The organism is Wolbachia endosymbiont (group A) of Campoletis raptor, assembly GCF_964026755.1.
GTDB lineage: Bacteria > Pseudomonadota > Alphaproteobacteria > Rickettsiales > Anaplasmataceae > Wolbachia > Wolbachia pipientis.
This window is the reverse complement of the sequence record NZ_OZ034695.1, coordinates 617,290-631,579: the sequence shown is the minus strand read 5'-3', so window position 1 is coordinate 631,579 and position 14,290 is coordinate 617,290. Positions and strand designations below refer to the sequence as shown.

Here is a 14,290-nt window from a genome sequence, read left to right as displayed (position 1 = left end):
CCGCTATAGGCATAATCTGAGGGTTTACTTGGAGCAATTTGCAGGAAGAGGTTATGCTGATATTGTTCTAGTGCCTCGTGGTGAAAAACGAGCATTAGATGCTATTCCTATTATCATAGAGATGAAAGCTGCTACTAAAGAAGAGTTAAAAGAGTTAGAGAAAGGAGGTAAAACAAAAGATGGAAGTCAAACTACGCCAGCTGTCGCTTTAAAGCAAGCTGAGGATTACACAAAAGGTTTTCAACCAAATGTAATGAGAGTTTTAACTACTGCAAATGATATTCTATGCGTTGGCGTAAGTCTTGATTATCCATCTGCTATTTCAGATATCGCTACTAAATCACGTGATCAAAAAATCACTCCTCTCTTTAATAATATACTGGAATCTATTGATAAGCAAAATAATGGTGAGATTACACAAGAACAATTAAAAACACAGATTCAAGAGAATATAGAACGTATCTATCATACATTTCCTGGTACAGGAGAGAAGGGAGATAGTCACTACTTTAGTAGATTTTTGTCAGGGCAGTCAATACTGTTAGATAAAGCTTTGGAGGTTCAATTTAAGAAATATATTTTTATTCCTAATGTTGTTACTTATGCTAAGTTTTGTAATCTGCTTCTTGATGCTTGTGATCAGATATCTAAGCCTGAAATAAGCAAAATAGTAAGAAATCTAGTGAAAGAAGTTGAAAGTGTAGATCTAGGCTTGGTAGATCCAGAGATTGTGGATATTGTAAGAAAAATTAAAGAAGAAAATGGAAAAAACGTAGAAACAATAAAAAATATTATAAAAAAAGATATTGTTGAAAAAGATGGAGTAAAAGAAAAAATAAAAGAAGTATTAAAAAATGAGAATATACCTACAGAAGCTCTTAGACCTAGCAAGCAACCTCCACGTACAGCAGCTCCTAAAAAAGAAATTGATCCAGATCCAAGTTATGCAGTTGTAACAATGGTATTCATTCCAGAAGAGGGCAGTAAAAAGTTAACTTATGTAATGAATATTGTTGAAGCTGATGGAAGAGCTGAGGTGGTAAGTAAAGGAATTCCTCTTGACAAACTTAAGCAAGAAATAGGAAACAGAAAAATAGTTGAACTAAATCTTAATTTTAATATTAAAAAACAAAAGTCAGATTTTAAAGAATATTTTAGTATGGAAGTTGGTGAGCCTATCTCTCTAGAACAGTACAGTAATAAAAAGACTGATAAATTTAAAGGTAATTTTGAGAATGTTCCTTATCCCGATGAGTTAAAAAGAACATTTGATGAAGCTCTAGGCTCTCAACGTTCTTCTACGTCAGATCAGCCTTTATCGATAGATAGGTACAATGAATTATTAAGGGCAGTTGGAAAAGGAGTGTTACCTTTAAAACCTCTGATTGAAAAGGAAGCACACTTTCAGGCAGTGCTACATGGAGCATTTAGCCACTATAGTGATATAAAGTTAGGAGAGTCACAAGAAAACAGAGCATTAGTATTAACAGAGTTTCAAACTGGCAGGGGAAAGCGTATTGATATGGTCGTGCATGGTATTAAGTTTGCAGATCAAGCTAGCAGTGCTACAGAATACGATCCAGTAGGGTTAGAACTTAAAGGACCAAGGGAAGGTAAGACAGCTGATGCGTTAAAAGATGAGGCAAATAAACAAATAGCTGATGAGTATACGAAGGGTGTAACTTATAAAACACTTACAGATGGAAAAGAAGTGGATTTTATAGGCGTTGTGTTTGATAAAAGTGTAAGTAATGCAGATTCTCTTATCTTAATGAGCAAAGATGAGTTTGCTTCTGTTAAAGTAGTGCATAGCTCTATCTTTAGTTTTAGTCAGCAACAACCTAGAAAAAAATTTGATCCAAATACTTGCGTGGGGCAAGGTGGTAGAAGTAGAAGAAGCATTAATAACTGCTTGTTTTCAAAGGGTGATGTAGAAAAATTCAGTAAAGGAAATATAGATGAAAATAATGTAGACAAAATTATAATTGATAGTGAAAAATTTCTAACTTATGTTAAAAGCAGTCAAGATGAAGGGAAAAATGCTCAGCTAATAGAGTTTATTGGAAACAAAAATATTGAGGGTGACTATAAATATTTAGTTGATAAGGTGATTGGAGACCAAGGGTATGAGCGCTATATTCAGAATGGGCGTATCAAGGATTTATATGGTGACGTTTTACAGCAAAACAGTGATTTAACAAAAAACCCGAAATTAAAAAGCGGATTAATGAATGCTGCAGGTGGAATACAATTAATAAGAGGAATTCATGGTGCTATTGTATCTTGCAAGGATGGAACAGCAACAGATTGTGGATTAAATTTAGGCGGAATAGGATGGTCTTTTGTATCTCAACCAATTGAGAATGTGATGGTTAAAACTGCTCCAAAAGTTGTAACATCAGCTGGAAGGGTTGTAGGAAGAATTATACCAGGTACTTTAGGTAGGCAGACAAAATTTGCTGTTCAAGTTGCAGGAGTAAAATTTGGAAGTACAGTAGCAAAAGGTGTGGCAGGGGCTGCAGCTGGTGTATTTGATATTATTGATATAGGCATATCAGCAAATAATCTTATTGATTGTAAAAAAAGGGAGAATAGTGATAATCCATGTGGAGAGAAAGAAATAAGGGATAATATAGCTTCTATAGCCTTTTCTGGTGTGTCATTTGTTTCTGGTGTTACTCTTACAGCAGCTATTCTGCCTGGAGTTGGTATTGGAGTTGGATTTGGACTCATGGTAACTCATGGAGTTTATAGTGGTATTAGCAATATTATAGAGTATGAAAAGAAGTATGATACAACTCATGGTGAGAATTTCGATATCTTTTTGCATACGCTTTTACTTTCATCTATGCCATATGATCTGGAACACCTTGCAGCCAGAAATAATATGGTTAATAGTCAAGCTAAAAGAGCCTGGAAAGCTTTAAGTGATAGCCCTAATGGTGGAGTTGGTTTTGGGGTGGATAGCGACACGCCATCTCTTCATGCAGGGTATGGAAAGATTCTAATGAATAGAACAGATGCTGATACAACAAACCTTTCACGTGTTATACCTGACCCAATTCAAAATGCTACGATGATTTGCTTACCACAAGTCACTAGCGAAATTTATGAAAAAGGTATTAAAAAATCAGTTCCAACAGCTGTGCATCACTGTGAAAATACAATGGTTATTGCTGATAGAAGAAGAATGCAAAATGGTACAATAATTCTTTATAATTTAGAAAGCATAGATGAAGGTACCATTGTTGGAAGTAATACATTAAATAACTACTTCTTGATTTTTAGAGGAAACACAGGAATAACTGGTGGTAATAATACTGTTAACAAATTTATTCTTGTGAAACCTGGAGGTTTTTCGGGTAAAATTATTGGTGGAAGTAATGCTACTAATATACTTGACCTAAGTCAATCAACAGAATACGACTTTGTACAAGCAAAAATTGACTATCGTTTTAGACCTAACGCTCCCGGTCTTTTAAGGTTAACAACAAATCTTCATCGATTGATCAATGATTATGTTGATAGCAATGTCGATGCTTTCAGGTATAGCTATATTGGAAGGCAAAATAAGACAGATAATGTTTTATGTACATATAATTCTAGGCGCCTTACTAGAAACGATAATCGTGACGTCTTTATAAATAGTGGTGGAGGTTTGAGCAAAAATGAGAAGGATACAGTTGATAATTGTAAAAAAGTAGCTATTGCGCCATACACTAAAGTTACAGGTGCAGAAAATGATTATACCTTTTATATAAAAACCACAGATTACGAGGCTAAAGATTTATATTCAGAAATTGATGTAAAAGGAACGGGAACTGTAATCTTTCCGGAAACTAATCTGCTAGATGATTGTGATGAAATATCTTATTTCTCGACTAATAATACTTTATCTTTAAAAATAGGGCTGGGTCAAGGTAATCAATATACCCTTGATATTAAAAATTATATTAAGCAAGGCAGTAATCAACCTAATTTTATGCTGATAGATAAAAATGGTAGTAATATTATTCCTAAAATTGAGAAACTAGAATCATCCATTACAAAAATTAACTCGTTCGAGTTACATACAGAACATTCTCTTGATAGCTTTGATGCTGCAGAAAATCATTACAAGGAAATACTCATTAATAATAAGGACTATAAAGTCTTTGGTGTTGTTAGAGCAAAACTACAAAGCAATAGCGCATTCCAACATATGGTATTTGGTTCTTCAGGAGAAGATATAATAAATTTTGACCAAAGGAGTATGTTTGCTGGAGGTGGAAATGGAAGTGATATGTATGTTATTGATAGCAACACAGAGAAAAGAGAGATTATTATTGATAATAACTCAGATGATAAAAAATTAGATATGTTGGTTATGCCAGAAGTTCCTGAGGAGTTTTCAATTCAACAGTGTAACTTGCATTTAAACTATAGTAATACTCATGTTCAAGTAAGAAATTATCTTAAGGGTAACAGCTATAGGCACCTTATGGTTATGAACAGTAAAGGAGAAACCTTTATTCCTTATGTACAATCAATGTCATGTGCTGGCTCTTCCGTAGAAAGTGGCAAATTATCTCCCTTTTTCCATGCCACACAGACTCAGAATATGTTTTTGTTGCCTAAGGATTTTGAAGGTGATCATGTAGTGATTGATTCTAATCTTGAAGATATCGAGAAATATAAAGATGAAGATGATCTCTTATTAACAAGAGAAGGTGAGATTCCTTTTATTATTAGAGTAGAAGATTTTTATAATGACCAAAGTAAATGGAGAGATGTTAATTTTCTTCTGTGGAACAATGGTAATTTTTTTTCATATTTAGGTTTACAGCAAGAGGTTGATGGAATAATGGACTATCAAGATAAACTTAAGAATGATTATGAAAAAATTATAAAAGAATATGTTATAGATTTCACTAAGTCTATCAGTATCACACATAATCAAGATGGCACTTTAACTTCGGTGGGGCAAGATGAAGAACGCATAGGAGTAGTGATATTAAAAGATATTACTCCAGATCAGATTAGGGTTTCCAGTAGTAATACAGATTTGGTGTTTTCCGACGAAGTATCTAACCATGTAATCAATGTAAAAAATTGGAATAATTCTGAGTCTTATAGGATTTCTACATTGGAATTCGATTTAGGGTTAGAACCAATAATAATCCGGAGATTAGACAGGTTTAGTTTGTCTGATATAGCAGAAATACAAGGTCTGATTAATAAAGCTTCAGAGATTTGCCAAAAGAAGGCTGGGTGCGAAGCTAACATTGAAGCTAAAAATAACGATGGCCAAACACTTTTTCATGTTGCTGCTCAAGAAGGCAAATTGCGTTCTATTAGGTTTCTTATAGGTAAAATTGAAAGTATGAATTTTGAAGATAATTTGTATTCAGAACCTGATGAACTAGTAAAAGCAGTTCGCCAAAGAGAAAGATTAAAGTCTCTCATAAATGAAAAAGATAAGTTCGGTTATACACCGCTGCAATATGCTGCTAAAAATGGCAAGTGGGATATAGTTAATCTTTTCCTTGATAAAACTGCTGAAAGAAATCAAGATGACGTTGCAGATAAAGATAAATTCTCAACAAGCTGGACTACCGTGCACTATGCCGTTTACAATGGTAATATGAGTCTATTTAATGATATATTTCAATTTCTTTCAGATAAAGAAACTATCGTTAATACTAAAGACAGTAGTGATTGGACACCTCTGCACTATGCTGTATATTACAATGCTTTAGATGTGGTAAAATTTCTTGTGAACAAAGGAGCTGATATCAGTGTTAAAGATAAGGATAGTAAAACACCTTTAGACTTAGCTGCTCAAGAGAATAACACAAGTGTAGCAGAGTTTCTAAAGCAAACGGAATTAGATAAAAAATTGTTAGCTGCAGTGCAAGATACAGGTCTTAATGAAGTTAAAGATCTTATTAATCAGAAGGCTAATATTAATGCTAAAGACATGTACGGTTGGACGCCTTTACACTTTGCTGCTTCTCGTAATAAACTTAGTGTAGTTGAGTTTCTCTTCAATAACAATGCTAATATTAATGCTAAAGATGTGTATGGTAATACACCATTACATGTAGCTGCCCAGTACAGTAGTAATCTTGAAATAGTTAAGTTTCTTTTAGACAAGGATATTAGCGGTATTAATAATATAACCAATAATGGTTGGACACCATTGCATGTAGCTATACAAGGAAACAAATTAAATACAGTCGAACTCCTTCTTGGCAGAGGTGCTGACATTGAAGTTAGAGATATTTATAACCAAACATCTTTAGATTTGGCTACTCGAAAAGGTTACCTAGATATAGCAGGAATTTTGAAGCAAGTACAATTAGATAGAAAATTGTTGACTATTGTGGAAAGCGGTGGTTTTAATGAAGCTAAAGGTCTTATTGCTCAGGGTGCTAACATTGATACCAATGACAAGAACGGTAATACACTACTGTATTCAGCTGCTGAAATCGGTGATTTAAACCTAGTTAAACTCCTTCTTGATAACGGTGCTAATATTGAAGCTAAAAACGGAGAATATCAAGCAACTCCATTGCATGGAGCGGTTGAAAACTACAGGATAGATGTAGTCAAATTACTTCTTAATCGTGGTGCAAATGTTAACGCTGAAGACAAAGACAATTGGACACCTTTACATTATGGTGCTGATACCAACAGTCCTGATATAGTAAAAGTTCTTGTCGATGCTCATGCTAATCTTGGTGCTAAAGGTAATTACGGTAAAACACCGCTAGATATTGCGAAAGACAAGGGGCACAATAATATTGTGGAATACTTAGAAAAAAAGCTCAGGGGAGGAAGAGGAGAACGCAAACGCCGTCATCACCATGGAGATCACAATTCTCATAACTTATCACGCAAACCCCTTGCTATAGACCAACCTCAGATAGCAACAAGCAGTGGCGCAAAACCATCTTCATGGATAAATGATTTATTTAGTCGGGTGAAAAGCTCTGTAGGTAGATTATTGAGTTCTAAATCTGAGGGGACTGCAAGTTCATTATCACAAGTTGATGGGCAATTTGCCAAAGCGTCGATAAGTAATAGTAGTTTCACAGGTACCACACTACCATCTGATGGTACAGATAAAAGACAAGAAAATGGAGGTTTCTTTCGAGACAACGTCGATTATGTAAATGCAAATCTAAAACGAATGTGTGAAAGGCAAGCACCTGTTAAATTTAAGCCTAAGGATAGAAATACAATATTAGAAATGGGAGATCACTATCTATCACAGGTTGACTTTAATGGTACAATAACTTTATTTGACTTATTGATTAGAAGGGTTACAGGTCAAAAGTATATTTCTACAATAGATCAGTCTATATCTCCACTAGAGGCACAGGAATATACACTCAATATTACAAAGGGATTTGAGAAAGTAGTAGAGCAAGCTGGATTAAAAAGTGGTGTGTCAATGCATCGATTAAATATTGATTTTGTGGAAATACAGAAAGAAGTTACAGGAAAAATCATGAGTGGTAAATTTGATGAGATTTCGGGGATTTTCAACTCATATGTAGAGAAAGCATGTTCTGGTAAAGAAGCTGGTAAATTAAGTCCGAAGAAATTTGAAAAGTTTATAGCTCAATTTAATAAGGGTCTGCTAAATCAATCAATAGAGCAGATATTACACAACAGAGATGGTAGATTAGAAGTTGATGGTACAAAAAAACAGCAGATAAGTTTAGAGCCTCAAAGTTATTTAAGTAATGCTTCAGTTCACAGCCATTCAGAAGTATCAACTTGTCTTTCTGAGATGGGAGTAACCAATCTTGGAGGTAATATCAATAGGTAGGTTATAATATAAGAGGTGCAGCTATAAAATGCCAAGTAGTGGAAAATTTAAAGTGAAGGTAGCCAAAATAATTAGGGATACCAGACCAAGTTTGATGGTCCTAATACTAAAATGGATGAAGTAGACATTAAATGCTAAGTGGTTAATGTGTTTTCCATATTGAACTTATGTATCCGTTCAGCGGAGTGGCAGAATAAGGTAGACAAGGTGATCTAAAAAGATAATCATAGAGCAAAAGTGAAATAATATGGTAAACCTTTTAGAACTTTGCAAAAATTTACAGCAAAAAATAGAAAGGTTAGAAGCAAAAATAGAAAGATTGGAAAAAGAGAATGAAAGTTTAAAAGCAGAAAATAAGGCTTTAAAGATAGAAAATGCTGAGTTAAGAGAAAGACTCGGTTTAAGCTCAAAAAATTCATCAATACCAAGTTCCAAAGAGTTGTATAAAATAAAAAAGAATAAGCCGAAAAGCGAAAGGAATATTGGCGGTCAGGTTGGTCATAAAGGAAGTTTTCGCGCCAACATGGATGCAGATAAAGTAGTAAAGATAGAGTTGCCTAATACTTGCGAATGCGGAGGAGAAATTGCAATATGTGAAAAACCATATATTCATCAGAAAGTTGATCTTCCAGAAATCAAGCCTTATGTAGTGGAATATCAGTTAGAACATGGCCGTTGTCGGAGATGCGGAAAGAGAAGAAGTAGCAAGTTACCGGAAGGTGTTACGCCAGATACATTTGGTCCAAGGGTTAAGTCAATAATTGCAGCGTTCAGCGGATTCTACAAAAATTCAAAACGCGAAATAGCGAGTGTCGTAAATGATATCTTCAATTTGAACATAAGCGTCGGTAGCATATCAAATAGTGAACATAGAGTTGCTTCAAAATGCAAAAAAATGTATGAGCAGATCGAACAAGAGATAAGTAGGAGTAAAGTTCTACATATTGATGAAACGAGCCATTATAACAAAGGTAAACTCGCTTGGTGTTGGATGTTTGCAAGCAATACGGCAAGTTTTGTAAAATTTACAGAGTCAAGAGGAATGAAAGTTTTACAAAATAGTAAATTCTGCAATCGCAATAGCTTGGTAATAACTGACAGGTATGCAGCATACAATTATTTTGCCGATAAAAACAGGCAAATCTGTTGGGCACATTTATCAAGAGATTTTGAAAGATTAGCACATAGTTGGAATATTGAAGTTAAAGTTCTGGGTTGTTACTTGAGAAACGTGGCCACTGAATTATTTGCACTAAAAAAAGCTTTACTAAAAAGTGAGATAGATGTTTTGAGGTTTGTCAGACGTGCCAGAAAATTAAGAAAACGTACAAAGTATTACTTGAAGGAGATATCTCGTTTACCTGAAGCAATTGGAGCCTCTCGAGTTGCAAAAAATGTTCTGAGATCTGAAAGAATGATGTGGAAATTTTTAGATGACCCAGAAAATATTCCGCTGACAAATAACCACGCTGAACGGCAAATTCGGCATTATGTCGTTTATCGCAAAAACTCATATTTTACACAATCAAAGCGGGGAAATACATTCCTTGAGCGGATAATTTCATTATACTTAACTTGGAAACAAAGGGGTCTCAATCCTTTCCAAAATCTCCTATCTATTGTTTCTTAAACCACTCTCCTGAACGGATACGAACTTATAGCACATAGCTTTGATATAGAAGTTTGGGTAATGTTATGATAGTAATTTATATAATTCTATGTGCAATCTTTATAGCCATTTTAGACAGTTCACTAGATTCTTAATTAGGGGATATGTCTAACTTAGAGAAGGTTTTCATAAATGTTGAAGTGAATAAGTTGTAGTATTTATGTTTTTTCCCTGAGTTGTAAAATTTCAGAATGAGAGAGACCGGTAATTTGAGCTATAACATCTATAGGGACACTGGCCTTGAGTGAGTTTTTGGCTACTTCAATATCCCTTTCTTTGCGACCTTCCACTCTGCCTTTTTCATGGCCGATTTGGATGCCTTCTTGTTTAGCATCATCAAGTTTTTGAGCAAGGACAGCCTGTTCATCAAGAATACGCTTTATTTCTTGTTCATAAGCAATAAATTCTTTTTCTGACCAGTTGAATCTATTTAGCTCTTCATAGGCCTTTTTAATTATTAGATCACTACCTATTATTTTTTCCAGCTCTTCTTCACTAGTCTCATCTGCATATTTGAAGAAGTAAACCCATTTCTCGACTATACTTGAAAGCTGATCCTCTTTGGTTTTTGGAAATTTTGGCAATTCAATAAATATAAAATAAAAATCTTTTAGATCATGCTCATTAGTCTCTTCATCCCGAATAGTATGCTTTGATTTATACTCAGCCTTATCCGGAAACAGTATACAATCTGCTATAGCAATAAAGATAATTTCCTTAAGGTCTTGGTATTGATCACCTTTATCAGCTTGTCTTGAGTAAGCTTTAGCAGCATAGTATTGGGCACGTTTTTCGAAGCCTTTGGTTTTAGCGACCTGCATTTCAACTATCACCTGCAGCCCATTTTCATCTCTACAAAGAACATCAACAATGCTCTGCTTTTTAGAAGCAATATCAGGGTCTTGAATAGTACTTAAGAACTCTATATCCTTTATTGTACTTTTGCCAGTGAAGCCAAGAATATCATTAATGAAGTGAATGAGGATGTCTTTATTCTTTTCAGTACCAAAGATGCGCTTGAACGATATATCATTTTTTGGATCGAGAAACTTAGAAAGAGCCATAATAAGTAAACCTATAGGACGTTAACAGTTATACACAATCCTGAAGAAATATTCAACTCTTTTGTTTTTCTAAGTTCTGAATATGTTGGTAAAAAAACAGCCTTCATAGATAACCATAGAATAGCATTTTGTACTTTAACGTTTTTTTTACCAACTCTTCTATAAAGCACCTTAAAAGCCTAGATGCTATAGAGATACGCTCTCTCGATACAATTCTATTTTTCAAAATAGTAAAAACTTTTTACATAAAAAATCAGTCTGATTAAAATATCTATTAATATCTTTACTTCTTGATGAAAAAACAAGTAAAAAAGATTGAAAAATTGATTTGACTTCACTCGAAAGCTATGGCTTTATGCCAATGCTGATAAAAAACAGCAGTAAATAATTAAAAACAATTTGTTATTAACGAGGAGTATATTTTATGAATAATAGTGAAAAACTTACAGAAGAAATAGAGAGAGTACTACAAAGCGGAGGAGGAAGTGCTCTATTTGATCGCGAAATAGTGGCAGTGCTTCTAGGAGCAGTTCATGACAGAAAGCAAGCACAAAATGTTACTAAAACTTTAATGGATAATTGCCCAGGAATAGGAGAAATTTTAGGGCGAGAAATCGATGACCTGAAAATGATAGACGGAATGACTGAACATGCAGCCGCAGCAATTGAATGTGTTAAAGAAGCCTACAAGAGGGCACTAAGAGAAGGGTTAAAGAGAGGCCCTGTAATGGATAGCCAAGAAAAGCTCATAGAATATGTAAGGGTAAGTATAGGCTTTTCAGCAAAAGAAGCTGTCCAGATAATATATTTGGATACACAGTACCGTTTGATAAGAGACGAAGTGTATTTTGGTACAATAGATGAGGTGCACCTATCTGAAAGGAAAGTGGTAAAAAAGGCATTATCAATGGAGGCAGCATCGATAATATTAGCTCACAACCATCCAGGAGGGAGTTTAGAACCATCAGAAGATGATAAAGTTATGACTAGAGAATTAGTGTCAGCATGTCAAGGGGTGGGAATTGAGCTAGAGGATCACATTATTGTGACGGACAAAGGATATTGCAGCTTTAAGGAAAGAGAGCTGTTATAAAGATGGATGCCAAATTTTTCAGGTTTGGGAAGTTTGGCTACCACTGCTAACCCGAATTCTGGATTAGAGATTAAAAAAAGCAAGAATATCAATAATTTTTAATTTGAGCATTTACGATAAAAAAGTTAATGAGCACCTGGATCTAAGATGTATGGTCCCAGAGAGTGATGGTATACTATCATCATCATTTAAGGAGTCATTATGGGACAGATATTACATGGGTGCGCCAAAACAACACAGACGATTCGTAGAGCAATACAAAATAGAAAAGAGAGCATAGCAAAACTCTCCAAGCATTATAACCTTAATCCAAAAACTATTATTAAGTGGAGAAAACGTTCATTTACGAAAGATGCTGATATGGGTCCAAAGCATCCAAGATCAACTGTTTTAACGCTAGAAGAGGAAGCTATAATAGTTACATTTCGCAAGTATACACTACTGCCACTAGATGATTGCCTTTACGCTCTGCAGTCTACAATTCCGCATTTGACTCGCTCTAGCTTGCATCGTTGTTTACAAAGACACAACATTAGCAGATTACCAACTGTTGATGGAGAAGTTAAGTCAAAAAAGAAATTCAAACAATATCCTATCGGTTACTTTCATATTGATATTGCTGAAGTTAGAACTGAGGAGGGCAAATTACATTTGTTTGTTGCTATTGATAGGACATCCAAATTTACCTATGTTGAGTTGTGTAACAGTGCTACAAAACCCATAGCTGCTGAGTTCTTACGTAATTTGATTAGAATTTTACCGTATAAAATCCATACTATTTTGACAGATAACGGTATACAATTTACAAACCAGAAGCGTCATAAGTATGCTTTCCAACATATATTTGATAGAGTTTGCGAAGAGAATGTTATTGAACATCGTTTGACAAAAGTTAGCCATCCTTGGACGAATGGGCAAGTCGAGCGTATGAATAAAACTTTAAAGGATGCTACAGTTAAGAAGTATTACTATCAATCGCACCAGCAACTTAAAGAACACCTTTATAACTTTGTTATGGCTTATAATTATGCAAAGAGACTCAAAACTCTTAAGGGTCTTACTCCTTATGAATTTATATGTTATCAGTGGACACAGTCTCCAGAATTATTTATACTAAATCCACACCATCACACTCTGGGACCATACAAGGGTTTTATACTAGGTTGTTACGTAGGCGCTGCTAACGAAAATGATAGAGATGGTATTAAAATAGCATTAAACAATATGAGAACAAAATATACTAAAGTTAAAAAAATGTGGGCTGACATGGGATACCAAGGAAGAAATTTAAAGAATCACATAAAGGAAGAATATGACATAGATATTGAAATTGTTACAAGGCCTCCATGTAGATTTTGGGTGCACAAAGATACGCCACCTGAGCTACTACCAACAAGAGAACAAGGGTTTAAAGTACAGCCAAGAAGATGGGTTGTAGAAAGGACTTTTGCTTGGGTTAATAGGAATAGAAGGCTATCGAAGGAGTATGATTTACTCACAACATCCACTGAGAATTTCATATACCTAGCTATGAGTAGGGTTATGTTAAAGAGGGAATATGCTTGAATTTACTTGTTTCCGGACAACCTCTTACAATTTAAGAGCCCGTAAAGGGTGTCATTCCAGTGCCCCTGTGATGTATTCCAGTGCTTGACACTGGAATACAGTTTTCCATATAATCTCATCGAAAATGTTGTAACCACTTTCCATGCTAGTTTGCTTGTGAACAAGCAAACTTTTCTGGATCCCAGTGTCTGGGCACTGGGATGACAAGAGAAGGTACTAGCCTGACACCCTGACAACCGTCATCCCGCTGCTTGTTAGCGGGATCTATGCTAATGCCCTTTTATTCTTTCAATTATGTTATTTCCATTTAAATCTGTCTGTTCCGCAACTTCAGTGAATACAGTTGAATACTCCCTAAAACTGATTGTCATAACTTTACCCTACTTTGAATAATATTTTGATCATTACATATTGTAACAAAAAAAAATCAACTCATTTCTTCTAACGGCTCTATATTAAAGATAGAAAGTCCAGAAGCAATGACGTGTGCTAAGGCTTGGACAAGTTGCAGCGGTAAGGTTTAAGTTGTCTTCTTATATTTTTAATTGTGTAATCTCCTGTGTTTGTAAATGTTTTTTCTATGCCCCACTGCAGTAATAAGTACTCTGCGCTCTGAATGATTTATGCTGTAAATTATACAGTAGTTGCTAACCCTTATCCTATATTGCCCTCTAAAGCTATGACATAAAGGCTTTCCTAGATTAAAAGGATCAACTGTAAGGCGTTTCTTTATGGCCTCCTGAACCATTAATTTAATCTTTGCCGGAAGAGCTGGAATTTCTTTTTCAATAACATTTTTTAAGAATTTTATAGTGTAAGTTTTATTTCCAGATGTTTTCATCATCCTCTACTTCTTCTTCACCTTCAGAGAGGCGATCGTCAGCTATTTTGGATAGCTCTACATCTTCTTCGAACTCTTCTTCCACTAAATCTACTAAAACTTCAGGAATAGTTTTATTTTGAGTCTCTGCCATTTCTGTAAGATACTGAGCCAATTTACTGTCAAAACTTACATTAACATTGAGCTTTTTTTGACTGTGAGCCATATATTAACCAGAAAATACTACTATAAACTATAA

At 34.7% G+C, this 14,290-nt stretch carries 6 protein-coding genes and 2 pseudogenes; 5 read left to right on the top strand and 3 right to left on the bottom strand.

Annotation, left to right across the window (positions count from 1 at the left end; all coding sequences use genetic code 11):
* Positions 1 to 28: 28 nt before the first annotated feature.
* Positions 29 to 7,819 carry an ankyrin repeat domain-containing protein gene (locus AAGD74_RS03200; protein WP_341810744.1) on the top strand — a complete coding sequence of 2,597 codons (7,791 nt, stop codon included), beginning with the start codon at positions 29 to 31 and terminating at the stop codon, positions 7,817 to 7,819.
* Between the two features lie 247 nt (positions 7,820 to 8,066).
* On the top strand, positions 8,067 to 9,449 hold the full coding sequence (locus AAGD74_RS03195; RefSeq protein ID WP_007548562.1) for an IS66-like element ISWen3 family transposase: 1,383 nt from the start codon (positions 8,067 to 8,069) through the stop codon (positions 9,447 to 9,449).
* Between the two features lie 197 nt (positions 9,450 to 9,646).
* On the opposite strand, the gene AAGD74_RS03190 is transcribed toward AAGD74_RS03195, so the two are convergent.
* Positions 9,647 to 10,552 carry an Rpn family recombination-promoting nuclease/putative transposase gene (locus AAGD74_RS03190; RefSeq protein ID WP_265023375.1) on the bottom strand — a complete coding sequence of 302 codons (906 nt, stop codon included), beginning with the start codon at positions 10,550 to 10,552 and terminating at the stop codon, positions 9,647 to 9,649.
* Between the two features lie 424 nt (positions 10,553 to 10,976).
* On the opposite strand from AAGD74_RS03190, the gene AAGD74_RS03185 reads away from it, so the two are divergent.
* From AAGD74_RS03185 to AAGD74_RS03175, 3 genes and pseudogenes are all read left to right on the top strand, one after another.
* Positions 10,977 to 11,645, top strand: coding sequence for a RadC family protein (locus AAGD74_RS03185; protein ID WP_341810531.1), 669 nt, complete (start codon positions 10,977 to 10,979; stop codon positions 11,643 to 11,645).
* A gap of 201 nt (positions 11,646 to 11,846) precedes the next feature.
* Positions 11,847 to 12,791: pseudogene (locus AAGD74_RS03180) on the top strand (IS481 family transposase); the annotation flags it as partial.
* Positions 12,792 to 13,211 (top strand): annotated as a pseudogene (locus AAGD74_RS03175) (IS5-like element ISWpi1 family transposase); the annotation flags it as partial.
* A gap of 541 nt (positions 13,212 to 13,752) precedes the next feature.
* Here the strand turns inward: AAGD74_RS03175 and AAGD74_RS03170 are convergent.
* Positions 13,753 to 14,052 carry a type II toxin-antitoxin system RelE family toxin gene (locus AAGD74_RS03170; RefSeq protein ID WP_077188096.1) on the bottom strand — a complete coding sequence of 100 codons (300 nt, stop codon included), beginning with the start codon at positions 14,050 to 14,052 and terminating at the stop codon, positions 13,753 to 13,755.
* Complete coding sequence (locus AAGD74_RS03165; RefSeq protein WP_010962565.1) at positions 14,033 to 14,257, bottom strand: hypothetical protein; 225 nt, start codon at positions 14,255 to 14,257, stop codon at positions 14,033 to 14,035. The genes AAGD74_RS03170 and AAGD74_RS03165 overlap by 20 nt, the downstream gene beginning before the upstream one ends.
* Positions 14,258 to 14,290 lie beyond the last annotated feature (33 nt).